This is a genomic window from Bacillus sp. FMQ74 (assembly GCF_001875785.1).
Taxonomy (GTDB): Bacteria; Bacillota; Bacilli; order Bacillales; family Bacillaceae; genus Bacillus; species Bacillus stercoris.
In genome coordinates this window covers 169,248-189,375 of record NZ_MOEO01000006.1, presented here as the reverse complement: position 1 = coordinate 189,375, position 20,128 = coordinate 169,248, and the positions used below count along the sequence as shown (strand labels likewise).

General features: G+C 45.2%; 18 protein-coding genes and 1 pseudogene. 5 read left to right on the top strand and 14 right to left on the bottom strand.

Annotated features, from left to right (window positions below):
- Window positions 1-2: 2 nt before the first annotated feature.
- The 4 genes from BLL41_RS13540 to cypD all read right to left on the bottom strand — a co-directional run bounded on the left by BLL41_RS13540 (window position 3) and on the right by cypD (window position 7,529).
- Complete coding sequence (locus BLL41_RS13540; RefSeq protein ID WP_071578248.1) at window positions 3-971, bottom strand: GDP-mannose 4,6-dehydratase; 969 nt, start codon at window positions 969-971, stop codon at window positions 3-5.
- 6 nt (window positions 972-977) lie between these two features.
- The gene (locus BLL41_RS13535; protein WP_071578247.1) at window positions 978-1,742 is read right to left on the bottom strand and encodes a glucose-1-phosphate cytidylyltransferase; all 765 of its coding nucleotides are present in this window, start codon (window positions 1,740-1,742) and stop codon (window positions 978-980) included.
- A gap of 236 nt (window positions 1,743-1,978) precedes the next feature.
- On the bottom strand, window positions 1,979-3,898 hold the full coding sequence (gene ltaS1 / locus BLL41_RS13530) for a lipoteichoic acid synthase LtaS1 (RefSeq protein ID WP_071578308.1): 1,920 nt from the start codon (window positions 3,896-3,898) through the stop codon (window positions 1,979-1,981).
- Between the two features lie 445 nt (window positions 3,899-4,343).
- Window positions 4,344-7,529 (bottom strand): bifunctional P-450/NADPH--P450 reductase, encoded by a 3,186-nt coding sequence (gene cypD / locus BLL41_RS13525; RefSeq protein WP_071578246.1) that lies wholly within the window; start codon window positions 7,527-7,529, stop codon window positions 4,344-4,346.
- Window positions 7,530-7,678: 149 nt separating this feature from the next.
- On the opposite strand from cypD, the gene BLL41_RS13520 reads away from it, so the two are divergent.
- Window positions 7,679-8,752, top strand: coding sequence for a DUF3900 domain-containing protein (locus BLL41_RS13520; protein ID WP_071578245.1), 1,074 nt, complete (start codon window positions 7,679-7,681; stop codon window positions 8,750-8,752).
- Window positions 8,753-8,821: 69 nt separating this feature from the next.
- Here the strand turns inward: BLL41_RS13520 and BLL41_RS13515 are convergent, their stop codons facing one another.
- Window positions 8,822-10,327 (bottom strand): excalibur calcium-binding domain-containing protein, encoded by a 1,506-nt coding sequence (locus BLL41_RS13515; RefSeq protein ID WP_071578244.1) that lies wholly within the window; start codon window positions 10,325-10,327, stop codon window positions 8,822-8,824.
- 179 nt (window positions 10,328-10,506) lie between these two features.
- Window positions 10,507-11,616 carry an FAD-dependent oxidoreductase gene (locus tag BLL41_RS13510; protein WP_071578243.1) on the bottom strand — a complete coding sequence of 370 codons (1,110 nt, stop codon included), beginning with the start codon at window positions 11,614-11,616 and terminating at the stop codon, window positions 10,507-10,509.
- Window positions 11,617-11,778: 162 nt separating this feature from the next.
- Here BLL41_RS13510 and yetL point away from each other — a divergent pair, with 162 nt between their 5' ends.
- Window positions 11,779-12,282, top strand: a complete 504-nt coding sequence (gene yetL, locus BLL41_RS13505) for a transcriptional regulator YetL (RefSeq protein ID WP_071578241.1) — start codon at window positions 11,779-11,781, stop codon at window positions 12,280-12,282.
- A 23-nt stretch (window positions 12,283-12,305) separates the two neighbouring features.
- Here yetL and BLL41_RS23330 read toward each other — a convergent pair.
- The 4 genes and pseudogenes from BLL41_RS23330 to BLL41_RS13485 all read right to left on the bottom strand — a co-directional run.
- Window positions 12,306-12,446, bottom strand: a pseudogene (locus BLL41_RS23330) (DMT family transporter); the annotation flags it as partial.
- 63 nt (window positions 12,447-12,509) lie between these two features.
- Window positions 12,510-13,154 (bottom strand): Bax inhibitor-1/YccA family protein, encoded by a 645-nt coding sequence (locus BLL41_RS13495; protein ID WP_041056996.1) that lies wholly within the window; start codon window positions 13,152-13,154, stop codon window positions 12,510-12,512.
- Window positions 13,155-13,263: 109 nt separating this feature from the next.
- Entirely contained in the window at window positions 13,264-13,431 is a 168-nt protein-coding gene (locus tag BLL41_RS13490) for a YezD family protein (RefSeq protein ID WP_014476089.1), read from the bottom strand.
- Window positions 13,432-13,585: 154 nt separating this feature from the next.
- Window positions 13,586-14,458 carry an STAS domain-containing protein gene (locus BLL41_RS13485; protein ID WP_071578237.1) on the bottom strand — a complete coding sequence of 291 codons (873 nt, stop codon included), beginning with the start codon at window positions 14,456-14,458 and terminating at the stop codon, window positions 13,586-13,588.
- A gap of 196 nt (window positions 14,459-14,654) precedes the next feature.
- Between BLL41_RS13485 and BLL41_RS13480 the strand changes: the two genes are divergently transcribed.
- The 3 genes from BLL41_RS13480 to hmoA all read left to right on the top strand — a co-directional run bounded on the left by BLL41_RS13480 (window position 14,655) and on the right by hmoA (window position 16,037).
- On the top strand, window positions 14,655-15,149 hold the full coding sequence (locus tag BLL41_RS13480) for a hypothetical protein (protein WP_071578235.1): 495 nt from the start codon (window positions 14,655-14,657) through the stop codon (window positions 15,147-15,149).
- Between the two features lie 95 nt (window positions 15,150-15,244).
- Window positions 15,245-15,607: a VOC family protein gene (locus tag BLL41_RS13475; RefSeq protein ID WP_024573448.1), complete on the top strand. Its 363-nt coding sequence runs from the start codon at window positions 15,245-15,247 to the stop codon at window positions 15,605-15,607.
- Window positions 15,608-15,710: 103 nt separating this feature from the next.
- On the top strand, window positions 15,711-16,037 hold the full coding sequence (gene hmoA / locus BLL41_RS13470) for a heme-degrading oxygenase HmoA (RefSeq protein ID WP_040083993.1): 327 nt from the start codon (window positions 15,711-15,713) through the stop codon (window positions 16,035-16,037).
- 37 nt (window positions 16,038-16,074) lie between these two features.
- Here the strand turns inward: hmoA and BLL41_RS13465 are convergent, their stop codons facing one another.
- From BLL41_RS13465 to BLL41_RS13450, 4 genes are all read right to left on the bottom strand, one after another.
- Window positions 16,075-16,770, bottom strand: coding sequence for a DUF421 domain-containing protein (locus tag BLL41_RS13465; protein WP_071578233.1), 696 nt, complete (start codon window positions 16,768-16,770; stop codon window positions 16,075-16,077).
- A 98-nt stretch (window positions 16,771-16,868) separates the two neighbouring features.
- On the bottom strand, window positions 16,869-18,209 hold the full coding sequence (gene lplD / locus BLL41_RS13460; protein WP_071578232.1) for an alpha-galacturonidase LplD: 1,341 nt from the start codon (window positions 18,207-18,209) through the stop codon (window positions 16,869-16,871).
- A gap of 8 nt (window positions 18,210-18,217) precedes the next feature.
- Window positions 18,218-19,105, bottom strand: coding sequence for a carbohydrate ABC transporter permease (locus BLL41_RS13455; RefSeq protein WP_071578230.1), 888 nt, complete (start codon window positions 19,103-19,105; stop codon window positions 18,218-18,220).
- 14 nt (window positions 19,106-19,119) lie between these two features.
- Window positions 19,120-20,076, bottom strand: coding sequence for an ABC transporter permease (locus BLL41_RS13450; protein WP_040083891.1), 957 nt, complete (start codon window positions 20,074-20,076; stop codon window positions 19,120-19,122).
- Window positions 20,077-20,128 lie beyond the last annotated feature (52 nt).

Sequence of the window (20,128 nt, the reverse complement as noted above, 5' to 3'; positions counted from 1 at the left end):
CATTACTTTTTGAAGAATTCTGTATACCACTCAATCGTTTTTTCAAGTCCTTCATCAATGGTGTAGGCCGGTGTCCAATTCAGCAGCTTTCTCGCTTTTTCCGCGGATAAATATTGATGTTTGATTTCATTGCTTCCCTGATTCAGCACCTTAGGTTTCAGATTACTGTTCATTTTCTTCAATATTTTCTCTACCAGTTCAAGGACGGTCAGCTGGATCTCATTGCTAAAGTTAAAGGCCTCTCCGGCAAGATTGTTTTCTTCCATTTTTTCCGCAAGAAGCAAATAAGCCTGAACGGCATCTTCAATATAGAAGTAGTCCCGGACAAAGGTGCCGTCGCTGCGGATTTCCGGCGCTTTCCCGTTCAGCACAAGCTGAATCGTCTGAGGAATGATGCGGTTGAAGTTTAAATCCCCGCCGCCGTATAAGTTTCCGCAGCGCGTAATACAGACCGGAAGCCCGTACGTGTGAAAATAGGTGTGGCTGATCAGATCTGCGCAGCTTTTTGAGACGTCGTACGGGTGCTTGCCCTGCAGCGGCATGTTTTCGTCGTACGGAAGGTTTTCTTGATCGCCGTAAGCTTTATCACTTGAAGCGACAATGACCCGCTTAATTAACGGATGCTTGCGGCAGGCTTCGAGAATATTCCATGTGCCGAGAATATTCGCTTCAAAGGTAGAAATCGGGTTGCGATTTGCCACCCCGACAATCGCTTGTGCAGCGAGGTGAAAGACAGTGTCGATCTCATACTCGCCAAGCGCGCGTTCAATGACAGCCAAGTCTTCAAGAGAGCCCCGCACGATGTTCATTTTCTTGATATGGTCTCCCTGATACAGATTGGATTGGGGCACATGATCCCTGACAAGCCCCGTCACGTTTGCGCCCTGTTCGATCAGCTCTTTCACCAAATAGCTTCCTAGAAGACCTGTACACCCTGTAACAAATACGTTTTTATTTTTCCAGAAACTCAAATCGGTTCACCATACCTTCCATACTTGTTGTCCTTGATCCCACATCTTGTTGACTTCTAAGAGGTTTTTATACGTATCGATGGCCGTCCAAAATCCATAATGGCGGTACACGGCAAGCTCTCCGTCTTTGGCAAGGTTCTTCAGAGGTTCATCTTCGAACATTGTGTTCCCGTCCTTCGGCAAATAATCGAAAACCTTCGGGCTGAGAACGAAGAATCCGCCATTGATGATTCCGTCACTTGATGTCTTCTCAGAAAATGTTTTCGCCATGCCGTCCTCAACCGTCAAGGTGCCAAACTGCGAGACTTTGTCAATGCCGGTGACAGTCGCGGCAGCACCTTTTGTCTGATGATAGCTGATGAGATGGAAAAGATTGATATTGGCCAGCCCGTCCCCATAGGTGAGCAGAAATGTTTCATCACCGATATAGTCTTTCGCCTGCAAGATTCTTCCGGCTGTCAGCGTATCTTCCCCAGTCTCCAAAAACGTAATTTTCCACGTTTCAGGCTGCCCTAGCATCTGTACCTCTCCCGTAGCGCTGTCGAGTGTCAGGCTGTTGTGCTTCCATTCATAGTCGAGAAAGTATTCTTTGATTTTTTCGCCTTTATAGCCCAAAAGCAGAATAAACTCGTTTACTCCGTAGTACTGATAGATTTTCATAATATGCCATAGAATCGGTTTGCCGCCTATCATGGCGAGCGGTTTAGGAATGTCATTCGTGACTTCACTCATTCTCGTTCCTTTTCCGCCGCAGAGAATGACCGCTTTCATCTCTACCCCTCATCTCTATGAATATTGAGTTCGAAACCTGGTACATCTTTACAATCCATCAAGGCATTTCCCCGATAATTTGTCCGATTTCAATACCGGTTTCAAAATCTACTGTAATGATATGAGAGAAAGACGGCCTTGGTGACCAAATGGAATCTATTTTTTCAAGTTGGTTGTATAACCAAAAAAAGAGCCTTGAGCGAAGGCAATGCGCCCGCTCAAGGCTCTTTTTCATCTTATTTGATTTCTTTTTCCTTGCCGTAATGATAGTCTGACGGATCAACGGCTGTGAAGTCATTTAGTTTATGGAACCTCAGCAAGTCTTTGTACAGGACACTGTCTGAAAGGCTCAGCTGCTGGTTCACTCTTGTTTTCAAATTCTTCGTTTCTTCATTCGCTTTCAGTTTTTCACCAGTCTTCGTATCATAAATGACATTGTCGACTGATGTGTACTTCGGCGTTACGAAGTCTCCGTTTCTGAATGCCACTGTATCGTCGTGGTCTTTAGAGAATAAGTCAGTACCAAAGTTGATATATTTCTGAGAATCAATTCCTTCTAAGTGCAGAAGTGTCGGCATGACGTCAATTTCGCCGCCATACGTATGGTTCACTCCGCCTTTTTTGCCAGGAACGCGGATCATCAGCGGCACACGCTGGTTCTGTGCGTTTTGATAATCTGTGATCTCTTTTCCAAGAATCTCTTTCATCGCTCGGTTATGGTTTTCTGAAATACCGTTATGGTCACCATAAATCATAATGACTGAGTTGTCATATAGGCCGGCTTCCTTCAGCTCCTTGAAGAATTGCTCAAGCGCTTCGTCAAGGTAACGCGCTGTTTGGAAGTAGCTATCAACTGTGTTATCGCCAGTTGTCGCTTTTTTAAGAGACGCGTCTTTTTCATCCAGGTTAAACGGATAATGGTTTGTCAATGTAATCAAATGCGCGTAAAACGGCTGTTTAAGAGACTCAAGCTTTGGAATCGATTCTGTAAAGAACGGCTTATCCTTCAGTCCCATATTAATGACATTTTCATCTGACATATCATACGTGCTTGCGTCGAAGAACTTGTCGTACCCGATATGTTTGTAAATCTGGTCACGGTTCCAGAACGATTTGTAATCACCATGCAGGACGGCGCTTGTATAGCCTTCCTTCTGGTCTAAAATCGCCGGAAGCGACTGGTACGTGTTTTCGCCTTTCGTCACAAACGCGGAGCCTTCTGGAAGGCCGAAGATCGAGTTATCCATTGTCAGCTCGGCGTCAGATGTTTTTCCCTGGCCTGTCTGATGGAAGAAGTTATCAAAATACGTCACATCTTCTCCGCCGTGCGCAAGTTTATTCAAGAAAGGCGTTACCTCTTCACCGTTCAGCTTGTAGTCAATCAGGAATGACTGGAAGCTTTCGAGGTGAATCTTAATGATGTTTTTGCCTTTTGCAGCACCGAAGTACTCGGTGTTCGGTTTCGCATAATGAGACGTTGTGTAATTCTCGACGCTTGTTAAATCATCGCTGCTTGCATAGGCTCTTTGCGTTTCTGTTTGAGCCGTCTGTACACCGTCATAAATGGTGTAGTTGTAAAGACCTAAATACTTCACGATATAATTGCGGTCAAACGTTCTTGTCAGCAGCTGCGGACGGTCTTTTTCCGCATAGTGCAGGTTAATGAAAAACAGTGCGACCCCGGAAAGGATCACTAAAGATGCAAAGCGTTTTTTCATTTTGTATTCTTTTAATTCAGGTCTCCAGATCAATACGGCAATCAAAATGATAATATCTAAGAAATAGAAAATATCATGACCGGCCATGATACTGAAAATCCCGTCTCCCATGTTTCCAACGTTTCCGGATTGCTTAATGTTCGGGAACGTCAAGAAATCGTCAAAGAAACGATAGAATAAAATATTTGCATATAACACAAATGTCATCAAGAAATCGATAATCAGCATAATAATGGCTGATTTACGCCCTTTCGCCAGCAAAGCCAGTCCTAAAAAGAAGACGGCGCTTGAGAATGGGTTAAATATCAGGAGGATCTCCTGGGTTGTGCCTTTTACCCCAAGATTAAACTCAGTCTTGTAGGATAAATACGTTTTTGCCCAAAACAGTATAACAGCCAGCACAAAAAAGCTAAGTTTGTAAGAAAAAAGTTTCTTCATGGCAACCTCTACTTTCTTAAACACTTTAAGTTCTTCATTCATATTTACCTGCTCTTTATATCCTGCCTTCTCATTTCTTCTTTCCAAACAAAATCAAGGCATCACACAACAATAAATACACCGCGGCAAGCCGGAATATTTATGTTTTGCACCATACCATTTTTATTACAACCATTTGGAAACCAATCACTGGACGAAAGAAACCTTCATTTCGTTTCACTTTTTTCCTCAGAAATAAAAAAAGGTTTTCTTTTGTCATGTGTGCCTTTGAAAAAAGAAATAGATACCGAGTATAAGAATAACATAAACTAGCAAAAACGAAAAATAGGTTTTGCAGACAGCCCGCTCTTCCGGCGGACTGAAGTTATTGTATGCACTAATGTTTAGCGCGATCACCATTTTTTCGAAAGGACAAAAAAGACTGGATGTCTCCAGTCTTCTTTATCTATATCCCTGCCCAGACATCTTTGGCATACATACCGGTATCCTGCAGATGACTCAGCCAGTTTTGCGCTTCTTGTCCCCCGGTTCCATGAACAGACTGATACGCTTTTTGAAGTGCCGCCTCCACATCCGGGGCCATTTTGCTGCCGTCACCGCATACATAAAGCCTGCCTCCGCGGCCAAGAATCGATATTAATGTTTCTGCATGTTCAGCCATGAGATGCTGGACATATGTTTTCGGCATGCCTTCTTTTCGGGAAAAAGCTGTATGGACAGTGACTACACCGTCTTTTTCAAACTGCTCAAGCTCATCTCGGTATATAAAATCACGATCGTTCCTGCATCCAAAATAGAGATGAGCTTCACCGAGCGTTTTCCCCTCCCGCTTTAAAACTTCACGGGCTTGAAGGAAACCACGGAATGGCGCTACTCCCGTTCCCGGTCCGACCATAATGATTGGGGTTTCAGGGTCTTCCGGAAGCTGAAACCGGGATTCCGGTGTACGGACAAACATCACGACATCATCACCGGCTTGACGCTCAGCTAAATCATTTGATGCCACGCCCCTGTATTCGCCACGGCCGCTCCACGCAGGGCCGCGCACGACACCGACTGTGATTGATGCTTGCCCAGGATTCACTCTTGGAGAGCTTGAAATCGAATAATATCTCGGTTTTAACGGACGTAATAGCTCTAAAAATCGTTCAAACGGCATGTCGCATGCTTCGTACTTTTCAAGCAGATCCAGCATGGAAATTCGTTTTTTCAATATTTGTTCCTGATAAACACCCTCTTCTGTCAGTTCTTCTAATTCATGCCTATGCGGCGGACACACTGTAAATGCCGCCAGTTCACGTATTTGCGCTCTTGTGGCTGCTTCCTGCACCTCGACGCTGTAGCTGAGAAGATCATGCAGGCTGACAGGACGGCCCAATGGCAGATGCCCCGCACTGCGGCCGCTTGCCGACAATGTCACTTGGTCGGTTCCCTTCAGACCGAATCTGTGGAGAATCCGGCTGACATTGGTTTGGCTGTTTTTTGGCAATACGCCAAGGTGGTCGCCCTCTTGATATTCAACATCCGGCGGCAATGCAATTTCGATATGGCGGGTGCTTCGATCGCTGTCCGCGGACTGAAGCTCACGATTTTCGGCAATGGATGCGTGAGCCGCTTCATACGATCGGGCCAGCGGGGACTCGCCCAGCCCTCTGACAAACTGAAGGCTCAGCGTGCTTCGTTCCTTATCGGCATTTTCATTAAGCTCCAGTCCGAATGCTTTGATGGCGTCTGCCCACATTCTTTTTTTCCACTCATCAAGCTGCCCTTCGAAATCACCGCTGACATCTCCCTCTCCGCGCTTAGAAAACCGAGTCGCGCCTTTTTCCGCAAGCTGCTCATCAATGAATCTCGGCACGTCTTGATACGTGCTCGCCCAGTTATGGTCGCCGCAGCCAAATACCGCGTAATGGACGCCCTCAAGCTCACTCGGTTTGATTTCTTGGAGCCACTGGACAAACTGTCCCGCGTTGCTTGGCGGTTTTCCGTTATAGGACGAGGTCACAATAACAACCGCTCCCTCTTTCGGCAGCTTGCCAATCTGATCGTTCAGGGGTGACACTTCGGTCCTGACGCCGTGAAGACTGGCTGTATCCGCAAGCTCCCGGGCGACGCCTTCTGCGGTGCCGGTATCAGAGCCGTACAGCACGAGAAGCGGGCGGTTGTTAAGGCCGATGACCGATCCGCCCTTTGTCTCCGTTTCTTCTTTTTGCTTATCAGGCCCCGGTTTTTCTGTTGCCTGGATGTCAGCATGAATGGCTTCCTGATGACGGTTTTGAACCCTGATGCGAAAATCGCCGGGCTTGAGCGTTAAGGTTTGTTTGATATTAAGCTCATAATTCTCATGATCAATCAGCGTGAAATATTTTAAAATCATGCCCAGCACAAGTGTGGCTTCATGAAGGGCAAACTGCATGCCGATACAGGCCCGTTGCCCATTTCCGAACGGTTTGTACGCATGATGAGGCACTTGGTCCTGATGTTCGAACCGTTCCGGCCGGAATTCCTCGGCGTCCTTTCCCCAAGCGTCTCGATCACGATGAAGCTGCGGAATCAGCACAGAAATTCTGTCCTTCGTCGTGATCGGGAACTTCCCGCCAATGACTGTGTCTTCTTTTGGATAAAGGCTAAAAGCCGGAGCTGTCGGCCATAAGCGCAGTGATTCATTTAAAATCATCCGTATGTATTTCAGCTCGAGAACTTGTTTATAGGTCGGCGCTGCGTCAGTCAGCACCCAATCGACCTCTTCATACGCCTTTTTCAGTTTGTCAGGATGCTTCATTAAAAAGTAGATCGCAAAGGACAGCAGGCCGCTCGTTGTTTCATGGCCGGCAATCAAAAACGTAATGATTTGAAAGCGGATATTTTCGTCGTCGAGCTTTTCCCCCGTTTCCGGATCTTCCACATTCAGCATGCGGGCAAGCAAATCTTTTTCATCCTGGTCTCCATTCGACCTGCGCTCCGCAATAATGCTGTCGACTAACGAAAACATCGTTTGGATATCATGGTGGAATTGCCGCTTTGTTCTGACCATAAGCTTATCTTGAACATCAAGCCGCTGCATTTGGTGCATCGCTTCATCAAGCGCCCGCACCATGCTGTTGATAAACGGGTGGGGCGTTTCTCTGTAGTAGCTGTTAAAGCGATAGTTAAACCCGCACAGCCCAATGGTGTCGAGCGTCAGCCGGGTCATATCTCCCGGGACATCGACTGCTTCATTCGGGTTGAGCCTGGCCCATTTTTGAATGAGCTGAACAGCGATATCAACCATTTTTTCATGATAGTCCTTCATGGCCCGCTGGCTGAACGTCGGCATCAGAATGTTGTGCGCTTTTCTCCAGTTAGGCTCATGCGTCCAGCTCGTAAACAATCCGTCACCGGAAAACGCGCGAACCTTCTCCAAGGCGCCTTCAATGCTTTTATCAAACCGTTCTTCATCACAAACCTCTTTCACCAATTCATGGCCAGACACCACAATCGTCGTTCCCGCGGGTGTATGGATTTGAAAAATCGGACCCTGTTCTTCCGCTAGCTTGATCAGCGAAAGCGTCGGTTTGTCTTTATCAATTAAAGGCAAATTGCCGAGCGGCCCAAACGTCTTCGGCTGGGGAATCGGGCTTGTTTCCTTCATCGAACCATTCCTTTCCGTATGAAATGCCTTCTATTTGACTACATTTCCCTTTCATGGTCATGATTATTCCATTCTCCCAATTGACGCATGATCGCTGTTTTTTCTATACTTGAGAAGCTGTACAATACGCGAATAAGGTGAGTTCATATATGGATTTTGAAATTCGGTTTTTATCCTTTTATGTCATACAGGTGGAAGGCAAGGACGAGCAGGCAAACAAGCAGTTCAAGCACTTCCAGACCCTTGATACGGGTGAATTTGAAGAAAGCGAGCTGAAGGACTTTCTCGACGGGGAGCTGAAAAAAATCGTCAAACGGAAAGCCGACCGCCATCCGCAGTCCGAGCAGGTGCCGACGAAAATCGGCCATTTTATCGTCGAGCCCGGCCACGAGCTCGATTCCAACCCGAACTACAACATGTTCAATCGTGCGCGCCTGGCGGAAACAAAAGAGGACTTTAACGAGCTGAGCGAGCAGTTCGTCCGCACGTACCTCGACACGAGTGCAGTCCGCGGCGGTGTGTTCCTCGTCGCTTCGGCCGTGCCGAGAAAATACTTTGACGAGTCATTTGTCTTCATTATGAAATGTGATTTTGAGCCGAAGGTCGCCCGCATCTCTGACGCGTCTTCTCTCATTAAAAAAGTCGAAATGGCGATCACGACAAAAAACATGAAAAGCATCCAATACCCGTACATGCCAGAGGAAGGAATGATCGAGGAAGGTGAACTGAAAATCCACCAGGCCTCACACGCCCGCTATTTTGAGGACTTTCTGAAATTCGTCGAGTACGGAGAATCAATGCCGGAAATCATGAAAAATCAGGTCATGAACATGGTACAGGAGCACGTCTACGAGACATTTGAAGACAACAGCGAAGAACTCAAGCAGTTCGAGCACGACATTGAGATTTGGGAAGCAAGCGAAAAACGGGAAATCCAAGAGCGCCTCGACACCCATCAAGTGATCGAAGCCACCGCCCAAATCATCGAGCACACACCAGAGGCCCAGCTGAAAATGAAAGTCGGAGAAACAGAGATTAAAGGATTGCTAGCGGATTTTGGCGATTCCATTCATCTCGCAAAAGTAAACGGGCGCTATGTCGCGCTGATTGAAGCCGAGACGATTTCGTTTGAGAAAGGCAGTTCTCCGGTGGAGTTTTATAAACCTGAGGGGCTGCATGAGGTGATTGAGCGGATAAAAGGGAAAAATATAAATGACGATTAACGTTTGTTGAAAATAATAAAAGAGAGAATATTCCAGTATTCTCTCTTTCTTTAAATAACCATATATGAATTAACGATCACAAGCAATTCCATCGCCATCACGGTCAAGATGTTTTGCATATCCCGGTTCACCAGAATGGATAGGTGCAACACCAGCTTGCCGTGCTGCGGTACAATTTTTGTAATAGACATTCGTCTGTTGTTCTTGTGCCTCTGCTTGTTGTATCTCTTTCTCTTGCTTACGCTTTTCTTGTGCTAGTCGCGCTTCTTCCTCTTGCTTGCGTTTTTCTTCTGCTAATCGCGCTTCTTCCTCTTGCTTGCGTTTTTCTTCTGCTAATCGCGCTTCTTCCTCTTGCTTGCGTTTTTCTTCTGCTAATCGCGCTTCTTCCTCTTGCTTGCGTTTTTCTTCTGCTAGTCGCGCTTCTTCTTTCTTACGTTTCTCTTCTGCTTGCTTTTTTGCTTTTTCTTCTTGCTTACTCTTATTATCTTGTTGTTCACTATCTTCATGTTTGCTTTGATTTTCTGTCTGTTCTTCCTTTTGTTCGTTCTTTGAAACAGCTGTTTTATCACTTGATTTTACAGAATTAGCTTCTTTATCGTTTTCTCCAAAAAATGCGTTAAAGATTAACAGTAATATTAGCAGGTAAACCAATGAAGCAATAGCTCTCTTCCACCACTTACCACTTCGGAACCCTAGTATTTTTTGATACCATTTCCTCTTCTTCTGCTGTAGGGGAATATTTGCATCATTTAAAATAGAAACAAATTCTTTGCCAGATAGATTTATAATTAAACTTTTTCCTGTCTCCGTAACATTGATAACTGTTTTTATTGCAAATCGATCAATAACCGCATGAGAAAAATATTTAAAATCCCACTTATTTAATAGTTTGGCTTTTCTTTCTTTATTATTAAATTCATATAAGTACACCGCTTGATTGTCGAGTACAATAAAATTACCCTTACTTTGTCTATCCTCTTGAAAAAAGCCTTCCGCTATCAAGGAAGCACCTTTATGTTTTTCACGCAATAATCGTTCACCATTTTTCGACAGATTTAGATTGTCCCTCTTCATTAGAAATGAAGTAATTTTAACATTTCGATTTTGTAAATCAATTAATTTTTCAGCATGTAAAAAATAATCAAAATCATGTGTAACTGTCGTTAGAATTTCTTTTGATTGATTAGCTATTATGTATTCTAAAATCTCTATAAATTCTTGGCTATCATCGTTTTTCTTAATATCATGGAATGTACGTTTTGAATGGCCTATTTTAAGGCTTAAAATCCAACTATTTTTATCTTTTCCATTAGTCCTTACTTCAATATCATTAATTTGTGAATATTCATAAGTCATCTGTTCGTGCTTGGAAACAAAGAAAATGGATTGTGTAGTAAGTGCTAATACTCCTTTTAATTCTCTACCACTTTTTTTATCACATTCAGCTTCGATAATCTTTAGAACGCTTTCCTGCGACGATAAGGTTGCGATTTCTGCTTCTTGTAATAATCTTTCATACTTTGTTACTAAGGTTTTTTGACCTATTGTAGGGCGTTTACCTATCCACTTTTGCATAATGTCCCCCTATTTTACATAATGATATTCTAACAGAAACTTATATTTTTTGACTTAATTTTACCAAATACCGGATGATTTTACATCATTTATTGTTATCAATTTCTAGATAATTTAGTTAAACACTTGTGTCTTTCTAAACAAAAAAGTCCAGAAATCACTTTCTGGACTTTTCCTATTTAATATTCTTCCCTCAACACCGCATAGCACTCCCCAATCAGTTCTTCCGCTCCCGGCTCTCCTTTCAGCCCGCGGCGGACGATTTCTGAGGATAGGTTCTGGACTTTGAGCGCTCTTGGGGCTCTTCTTTTGTAGTACGCCTGTAATGCTGTTTCGTGGTCGGCGTGTTTTTGGAGTTCTTCGGCGAGGACGATGGCATCCTCGATCGCCATTGCCGCTCCTTGCGCCAGGGTTGGCGCACCGGCGTGGGCGGCGTCTCCGCCGATGACAACACGGCCTTTGTGCCATGGCTCCTGCACGGCGACCTGCTCCAGTTTGTTAAAGATGACAGGATGCTGTTTTGACATGTGTTTTGTGACAAAATCCAGCCCCGGAAAACCAGAAAGAATCTCTTTTACTCTATCAAACCGGGTATCTTCCTCATCCCAGTAATCGCTCGTGCAAGGCTGGAGGACGAAGATATAGCCAGCGTGTTCCGCCAATGGCACGACGCCAATTTGTGTATCTCCGCTTCTGTACATCAATGTCGCGTCCTCAAATGTAAAATCAGGAAGTTCAATATAAAAGCGCCACGCTCCCATGCCGAGATGCTCTTTTTCCGTCTCCTTTTGCAGCATTATATCGCGAATAGCGGAGTGAATGCCGTCAAAGCCCGCCAGAATGTCAGCCTGCAGCTTTTCTCCATTTTCACATACGGCAGTGACCGATTCAGCTGTTTCTTCATAAGCGACAACCTTTTTCCCCCACTTGATGTCTACACCCGCTGCCTCGGCATGCTTCATGAGAATGTCATTTAACGTTTTGCGCAGGATATTATTGCGTCCCGGAAGTGAATCGTCTAAAAAAGATTCACTGACTTGAAACAGCAAATCCCCCTGTTCATCAAACGTTTTAAACCATTCTGTTTGAAAGCCGTGCTTACAGCACTCTTCGAATACGCCCAGTTCTTTCAAGACCGCCAGCGCGTTTTGCGGCTGGAGAATTCCCGCTCCTGTTTTGCGGTTTTCTGAAGCCGCTTCACACAAGGTGACGGAAAACCCTGCCTTACGGAGAGAAATGGCCGCTGACAAGCCGCCGATTCCGCCTCCTGCTATTAACATATGTTTCATATAAATAACCACCTTTTCAGCTCTATATGTATTAGTTAGGCACCTAACTACATTACCTTACTATGGCCTAAGAAAAGCTGTCAATCATCTCCAAGCCAAGTTGCGTTATGGTTTTCCCTCCTTTATAATCGTGTCACAACGGATCTACGGGAGCTAATTGCGATGGAATTAAAACATTTACCGAAATATAAGCATATAACAGAACACGCCGAAACGTATGCCAATATTGACGCCGGCTCTCTTGAATTGTTTTTGTCTCTATTTGATATTTCAAAAAAAATGAATCATGTGATGGAGCATTACTTTGCTGGCCGAGGGCTGTCAGAAGGAAAATTCAAAATCCTGATGCTGCTCTTTGATGCCAAGGATCATAGGCTAAGTCCGACAGAGCTTGCCAAGCAGTCAAATGTCACGAAAGCGACGATTACAGGCCTGCTGGACGGGCTGGCGAGAGACGGTTTTGTCAGCCGCAGGCATCACACAGAGGATAAACGAAAAATCAGCATTGAACTGACAACGGAAGGCAAAGCACGCCTTGAGCAATTTCTGCCCGGCCATTTCAGCAAAATATCCGCTGTCATGGAAAACTACAGCGACGAGGAAAAAGACATGTTCGTGAAGATGCTTGGTGATCTCTTTGAAAGGCTGAGCGTATTTAAAGACTAAAAAACCCGTCCCACTAGGACAAGCTACAGCATCTTTTCTTCTGCAGCCGATACGCATTCGGCTGTTTTTTCTTTATGACCGTAACAATATGCCGCGATGACACATGCAATGTGCACAAGCTCAAAAGGCTCCTTCAATAGCACGCCTGACAAAATGACAGACGCACGACTCCACCATCCTTTTTGTGTATGACAAAAAGCGCCTATCCAAAGACAGGCGCTTTTTCATTAATCATCACTGCTCAAAATGCCGAAGAAGCGGAGCAGGTTGATGAACAAGTTGATAAAGTCAAGGTACAGCGATAACGCCATAACCGGAATTAAGTCTTCCGTAATGTGGCGGTGTTTGATTTGGTTCAAATCATACAAAATGTAAAGGGAAAAGACGATGGTTCCGATCACGGAATACGCCATCATCGCCGCTGAGTTTAACGGGCTGAAAATGTTGAAAATGCCAACCACAACAAGGGCGAGCACCGCTACCAGCAGAAATGACCACAGGAAGGATAAATCCTTCTTCATTTTTGCGCCGATTGTGCCTAAGACGGCAAAAATGACAAATGTAGAACCAAAGGCTTCAAGCACGACATAGGCGCCGGCGATGGAAGCGTAATGGCTGACGATTGGAAATAAGGTAATGCCGGAAACGAACGCGAATGTATATACAAACGCATACCCGACCGCTTTTCTTCTGCGCATCCAGAAGGCCAGAATAATCATCGCCACTTCAAGAATAGAAAGCGGCAGCATCAAAGCGACAGGAACAAATTGGCCGATAAAAAGGCCGACAGTCGCGATCAGCAAAGTGAAGACAAAGACTGTCAAAATGCGTTGCATGATCGATTGCTTACTCTCGTGAACCGTAGCTTGCATGTCAAAAATCCTCCTAAAAAATGATCTTAAAGGTCTATTATATAAAAATTGGATGAAATATGTATATGTTTTAAGGAGAATTTAATGAAAACAAACGCCCTTTACGTTGTCATTTCGATTCTTTCCTTTTCAGCGAAAAACGGTGCTTTTCTATTTTCTCAATTTGGGTAACCTGAGAATCATGAACCGTAATCTGAACGGTGCCGAAATCGAGTGTTTCCAGTGAGCTGATTATTTTTTCAATCACTTCCGGATCAATCGTTGATTTTGAAACCAAAAGACCTTACCCCCTGTTGAATAGGATTTAATTCACAGTATTCTTATAAGAATTATAATATTATGTTTTTTTTGATAAATCAATGGTGATTTCTGTTCAAATCAAAAAGGCATATGATCACCCGGTGACGGACAATCATATGCCTGGAAACTTCCTATTTGTTTTCTTCCAATTCCTCAACAGTACAGCGGACACCCATGTTTTCTAATGCCTGCTTCAGCGTGCCGTACGTTTCATATTCACTAAAATCAAGCCCCAATTGAATCGATGTTTGGGCCACATCCGGGCGAATCCCTGAAAATACGGCTTTGACGCCTAATAAGAAAAGTGTTTTAGACAGGTTGTACAATTGCTGCGCCACCATGGTATCCACAATCGGAACACCCGAAAGATCAACGACGAGGCTTGTGATTTTTCTCTCGACACAGCGGACCGGCACTGTTTCTAAAATGATCTGTGCCCGTTTTGTATCAACTGAGCCGATAAGCGGCAATATCCCGATTCCATCGGCAATGGAAATGACCGGGCAGCCAAGCTCTGAGATCAGTTCCTGCTGAGATGTAAGCCTCATCAGCATGAATTTTTGGTACTGCTCGGAGAATTCAATAATCAGCTTATCGAACGACTGATTCACAATGCGGTTCCATCGGTCTGCATCTTCATTTGTGACGATCTCCTGATTCTCTTTTATAAATGTGACGACTGCGTCCCAGAATGAGATTCTAGAATTGGATATGGCTTCTACGACCTCATGCACTTGAACATCCTGCTCTACCCTGTTTTTCGCAACGGTTTGCGCCCATTTCGCCATATTTTCTTGAAAATCGGTTTGATCCTCCAGAAATGCGCTTGCGATTGTTATATTGGTAAACGTATGCTGCTCGGTTAAAAGCGTTTTCGTTTCTTCACTTAAATGGTCGGCGGAATATAGATCCCCTTTTAGCTGGCAGCGTAAACTGAACCACTTCTCAGTAATATCCGCAGTGTTGTCTATGATATATTGATATAATAATTGATCGATATTCACGGTCTGTCTCCTTTTTCGTAATAGAAGCACTTTCATTATAAAATGATAAATCGAAATTGTGAATAAGACTAGGGAAAAATCAAATGAATCTGCTCTCTGAGCGCATTCCAGTTCATATACATAGGCGAATGCACCAATAAGAGTCCGCCCGCATAAACTGCAGTGTACAGTTTACAATGAGAAAGGACGATATCACATGTATTATGTTGATCCTTATATGTTTGCGGGGCATTTTTATGAGCCTTGGCCTGCTTTTGAATATGAATATCGTTATCCATGGCCTGGCATTGGCAGCGGCGCTGTTCCGGGATTCGGCGGCGGCTCCGGACCTGGTATTGGTAGCGGTGTCGTTCCGGGCTTTGGCGGCGGCTCCGGCCCCGGTATTGGCAGCGGTGCCGTTCCAGGATTCGGCGGTGCGCCGCAGGGACCTCCTCCTTCCCAAATACCAGCGAAACCCCCAAAACCGCAGAGTTCTCAAGGGGCCGTTTTGTTAGTTGAACCAATCACCATTCGTCCTTGCCTTTTCCGGTTTACCTATGTTTGGTTAACCAATGGCCGCTCATTTTGGTTCTACCCGATTATCCTTGGCAGAAGATCCGTCGGCGGCTTTTATTGGGAGTCCTCACGGCGCCGCTGGGTTTATTTCGCCTTAGACACAAATCAGATCGATGTTGTGAGCTGCTCATTTTAATCAAAAATCAGCCGCCTTCCCGGCTGATTTTTTTATGTTACTTCGGCCGTAAACAGGTTATAGTATAATTATCATTGCAACTTGGAGGTTTCCCTATGATCAAACAAATCGGCACTGTAGCTGTATATGTTGAAGACCAGCAGAAAGCGAAACAATTTTGGACTGAGAAGGTAGGCTTTGATATTGCAGCCGACCACCCGATGGGACCTGAAGCAAGCTGGCTGGAGGTTGCGCCAAAAGGTGCTCAGACTCGTTTAGTCATTTACCCGAAAGCCATGATGAAAGGCTCTGAGCAAATGAAGGCTTCTATCGTGTTTGAATGTGAAGACATCTTCGGTACATACGAAAAAATGAAGACAAACGGTGTAGAATTTCTCGGTGAGCCCAATCAAATGGAGTGGGGCACCTTCGTTCAATTTAAGGACGAAGACGGAAATGTATTTTTATTAAAAGAATAAATTGTTGCGCACGGCGGTTCGATACCGTCCTGCGCTTTCTTTGACATTGAGAATGAATTTCATTTACAATTATTCATATGTGAGAATGATTGGAGTGAGACAAATGTTTGTACAGTTGAGAAAAATGACGGTTAAAGAAGGCTTTGCAGATAAAGTCATAGAACGTTTCAGTGCTGAAGGAATCATTGAAAAACAAGAAGGTTTAATTGATGTGACAGTGCTTGAGAAAAATGTGCGCCGCGGTGATGAAGAAGTTGTTGTCATGATTCGCTGGGAATCAGAGGATCACTGGAAGCAATGGGAAAAAAGCGATGCGCATATCGCCGGTCATAAAGCAAACAAAGGCAAACCAAAGCCTGACTATCTGATCAACACTGAAGTGAGCATGTACCATGTACGTGCTGTCAAACAAGGGACATACAATCAATAAAAAGCTTGCGCCTAGCTGCAAGCTTTTTTTCAAAGAGTCATGTTGATCTGCTTTGTTCGTAGGTTACGGTATACAGCGGATTATTTTTGTGCCACTCCGCAAATAACACATCCTCCGCCTTATCAATGTTCTTCTTTTTCAATTCTTGCTTCAGCCACTGTTCATCCACACCTGCTTCCTTCAAATTATCCTGAACAATCTCTCCATCTATGATTAAAGTGATCGGCAGAGAAACAGACTTCGAAGGAATCTGCAAATCCTTATTTATCGGTTTGTCAAAGTCGGATTTGGGGAGCACGCTGACCATCCCGTTTGTTTCAAGAATCGCATATTCTACTTCTTGGATCGAAAAGCACCCCGCTTGCCTCAAAAGGCTTTGCAGCTGGTTAATGTCCATCTTATTTTTCTTCATCACTTTATATTGAAGCTCCCCTTTGCGGATGACAATATTCGGCTCACCCTCCAAGAACTTTCGCGATGATTTCATTTTTTGCGTGATAAATTCAATAATATAAATCAGCACGCCCCACAGCAGCGAAGCAAAAATGATTTCTTTGATCTTGATTTCATGATCGTAAACGGCATTCCCGACCAGTTCTCCTAAAATTAAAGCAGAGATAAAGTCAAACGGCGTAATTTGAGAAAATTGGGTTTTCCCGAGAAGCTTTAAGATGATAAATAAAATGCCTAAACCGCAGACCAGTTCTACCGCAACACTTAAATAATTTCCCATATTGATAGCACCTACTTCTTGATAATACTATCAGTATGGTCAATGCTTTCCTTTCTAAACCGCGAAAGAAGCTCCCCCTGCTGAAAAAATCGTCCTGCTCAGCTTTGTATGGCGCTTTGATGCATGTCATCGAAAAGCTGCTCTGCATCATTGCGGTCAATCTTGACAAGCGGATCATTAAGGAAGGCTTGAAACGCGAGGCCAGTATCCTTTGTTAAACCAGCTTCCGCCACTGCCTCCTGATTGGATACATGCCTGGCCGCCAGCATTTCCACACCTTTCGGAAGCGCTCCGGAAAAAATCGGCTTGACACTGTTCCTTGTGATGAATGCGTTTGTTTCGACAATGGCTTGTAGCGGAAGGTTTGAGACCTGGCCTTGATTCGGCAAATTTACATTCGTGACGAGTTCACCCAATCCGAGAAGAGCCGCTATGATGTTCACGCCTTCTTCTCCCGAAGCTTTCCCAGCAACGCCCCGTTGTTGCTGAATGAACCGTTCTGTTTCTTGTCGTTTCAGAGCTCTATCTTGTTTTCTGAATGATATAGGTGTGAGATGAAATTTCCATACCTCAGACTGTTTAAGATATGGGCCGGGAAGAAACTCTGCCAGATGCCTGTCACCCGCAGCAGGGATCGCGCCATACGTTTCAAATAAATCAAACGCAACACGGTGTGCCGAATGAAAGACGCTGTCCCTCCAGCTTTCCCCCTCCAGCTCATATCCTGATTCCCCATAGTGCGAGCTGAATTCACGGAATATAGGCAGCAGGTCAATATGGCGGTAAGAGGCTTCCGTGATCCATGTAAAATGGTTAATGCCGAGCACATTCACGCGGATATCTTCACGCCGCGGCACCTCTATCCCCAGCCTTTCCGTGACCATTTCCGCCAATAGCTTTTGCGTCCCGAATACCTCGTGGCAGCAGCCAATCGCTTTGATTCCGGAAAACACTTTATACAGCGTTCTAGTACAGACAGACATCGGGTTTGTATAATTAATGACCCAGGACTCTGGTGCGTAGTCTCTTATTGCCCGGGCAATTTCCGCAAATATCGGGACAGCACGCAAGCCTCTGATGATTCCGCCCGGCCCGACAGTATCACCTACAGACTGATAAATACCGCAGCGCTCAGGCAAGTGGACATCAATTTCCATATCATCCAGAGAACCCGGCAAAATGGAAATAATGACGATATCCGCGCCAGATAAAGCTTTTTTCAAAGTAGAAACGGCCTCATATCTCCATCTGCCGTTCCCGCTGTGATTGCCGATCACTTCGTTTCTCTGGGCGGCCTCAAAATCAAGATCATAGAGTGCCACCATGCCCGACATCCGCTCATCAATCGCCAAATCACTCATCAGACTCCTGGCCCAGCCTTGGGATCCCCCGCCGATATAGGCAATTTTAATCTGATGTAACGTGCTCATATAAAACACTCCCTTTCTCAGCCTTTCACCGAGCCGATCAGCATGCCCTTTGCAAAGTGTTTTTGTAAAAATGGATAGACCGCCAAAATCGGCAGCGTCGCAATGACAATGACGGCGAGCTTTATACCCTGCTCAGGCGGAACGGCATTTTGCAACGTATCGCCATTGGTCGCCGTTAAATCCGATAAAATCGTAACTTGGCGAAGCACCATTTGCAGCGGCCATTTTGCACTGTCATTGATATATAAGAGAGCGTGGAAGAAATCATTCCAAATCCCGACCGCGTAAAACAGCGCAAAGGTCGCAATGACCGGCTTTGACAACGGCAGGGCGATCCGCCAGAAGACGCCGATTTCGGAACAGCCATCAATTTTTGCCGACTCCTCCAGCTCGCGCGGCAGCTGCTGAAAGAAGTTTTTGATAATAATGAGGTTGAACGGATTAATCGCCATCGGCAGAATCAATGCCCAATACGTATCCAAAAGGCCGAGTGATTTTACGACAAGGTACGTTGGAATCATGCCGCCGGAAAACAGCATCGAGAAAATCACCAGATTCAACAGCAGATTCCGTCCCTTCACATGCCGCTTCGCCAGCGGATATGCCATCGTGAAGGTGAAAAACAGCTGCACAGCCGTCCCGACCACGGTGATGAAGATGGACACGCCCATGCTTCGAAGGAACGTCGGTGTCGAAAACACATACTTGTAAGCATCGAGTGTAAAGGTTTTCGGAAAAATAAAGAAGCTCCGCTGGGCAAGTTCCGCTTCTGTCGCAAAGGAACCGGCGATAATATACAAAAACGGCAAAATGGTAATCGCGCCGACACCGCCGAGAAACAGAATGTTGCAGACGTCAAACACCCGTCCGGCTTTGGTGTTGTGCATCGTGTGAATTTCAGCCATACCTCTCCCCTCCTCTAAAACAATCCTTCCTGATCAAACTTTTTCGCAATGTAATTGGCGCCAAAAATCAAGATGATTCCGACAAGCGATTTAAACAACCCCACCGCCGTGCTGTAGCTGTACGCGCCTTGGGTAATCCCCATCATGTACACGTACGTGTCAAAAATATCAGCCACGCTGCGGTTGAGCGAGTTCGTCATCAAATACACCTGTTCAAAGCCGAGATTCAAAAAGCTGCCGATTCTTAAAATCAACAAAACGATAATGGTGCTTCTGATTGCCGGCAGCGTAATATGCCACATTCTCCTGAATCGGCCCGCTCCGTCCATAATGGCGGCTTCATACTGCTCTTGATCAACAGTTGCCAGCGCGGCCAAAAATAGAATCGTCCCCCAGCCTGTCTCCTTCCAAATGCTTTGCATCACAATCATCGGCCGGAACCAGTCTGCATCCGACAAGAAAGAAATCTGCTCACCTGTCAGGCTCATGATCATTTTGTTGATCACACCTGTATCGACAGTAAAGAAAACGAAGGTGATGCTGACCACAATTGTCCAGGATACAAAATGGGGCACGTAAATAAAGGTTTGGATACATCTTTTATACACGGCCTTTCTTACCTCATTCAAAAGCAAGGCCAAAATGAGCGGCGCGGGAAAGGCAAACAGAAGATCCAGGCTCGCCAGCATGAGGGTGTTGCGCAGCAGCCGGAAAAAATCCGGATTCATAAAAAAGTCTTTGAAGTAATCAAAGCCGACCCATTCGCTTTTCCAGAAACCGAGATATGGCGAATAGTCTTTAAATGCGATCAAGACGCCCCACATCGGCAAGTATTTGAAAATCAAAAAATAAAGCAGACCGGGAATAAGAAGAAGATAAAGCCATTTGTCCCGTTTGAGCGCAGCCATCCAGCTGATGCCTTTTCCAGCAGTGAGAACAGGTGAATCTCCCTTCTTCGGCACTGTTTCCATATCTGTTCTCCTTTCGTATTACCGGCGCGCCCGCCGAAAGGCAGGCGCATCG

Excerpts from the sequence above, each read along its gene's own strand:
- ltaS1 (WP_071578308.1), bottom strand. The coding sequence starts at position 3,898 with ATGAAGAAACTTTTTTCTTACAAACTTAGCTTTTTTGTGCTGGCTGTT.
- BLL41_RS13495 (WP_041056996.1), bottom strand. The coding sequence starts at position 13,154 with ATGCAAGCTACGGTTCACGAGAGTAAGCAATCGATCATGCAACGCATT.
- cypD (WP_071578246.1), bottom strand. The coding sequence starts at position 7,529 with ATGAAGGAAACAAGCCCGATTCCCCAGCCGAAGACGTTTGGGCCGCTC.
- BLL41_RS13475 (WP_024573448.1), top strand. The coding sequence starts at position 15,245 with ATGATCAAACAAATCGGCACTGTAGCTGTATATGTTGAAGACCAGCAG.
- BLL41_RS13455 (WP_071578230.1), bottom strand. The coding sequence starts at position 19,105 with ATGGCTGAAATTCACACGATGCACAACACCAAAGCCGGACGGGTGTTT.
- BLL41_RS13515 (WP_071578244.1), bottom strand. The coding sequence starts at position 10,327 with ATGCAAAAGTGGATAGGTAAACGCCCTACAATAGGTCAAAAAACCTTA.
- BLL41_RS13520 (WP_071578245.1), top strand. The coding sequence starts at position 7,679 with ATGGATTTTGAAATTCGGTTTTTATCCTTTTATGTCATACAGGTGGAA.
- BLL41_RS13535 (WP_071578247.1), bottom strand. The coding sequence starts at position 1,742 with ATGAAAGCGGTCATTCTCTGCGGCGGAAAAGGAACGAGAATGAGTGAA.
- BLL41_RS13510 (WP_071578243.1), bottom strand. The coding sequence starts at position 11,616 with ATGAAACATATGTTAATAGCAGGAGGCGGAATCGGCGGCTTGTCAGCG.
- BLL41_RS13480 (WP_071578235.1), top strand. The coding sequence starts at position 14,655 with ATGTATTATGTTGATCCTTATATGTTTGCGGGGCATTTTTATGAGCCT.
- BLL41_RS13465 (WP_071578233.1), bottom strand. The coding sequence starts at position 16,770 with ATGGGAAATTATTTAAGTGTTGCGGTAGAACTGGTCTGCGGTTTAGGC.
- BLL41_RS13450 (WP_040083891.1), bottom strand. The coding sequence starts at position 20,076 with ATGGAAACAGTGCCGAAGAAGGGAGATTCACCTGTTCTCACTGCTGGA.
- yetL (WP_071578241.1), top strand. The coding sequence starts at position 11,779 with ATGGAATTAAAACATTTACCGAAATATAAGCATATAACAGAACACGCC.
- hmoA (WP_040083993.1), top strand. The coding sequence starts at position 15,711 with ATGTTTGTACAGTTGAGAAAAATGACGGTTAAAGAAGGCTTTGCAGAT.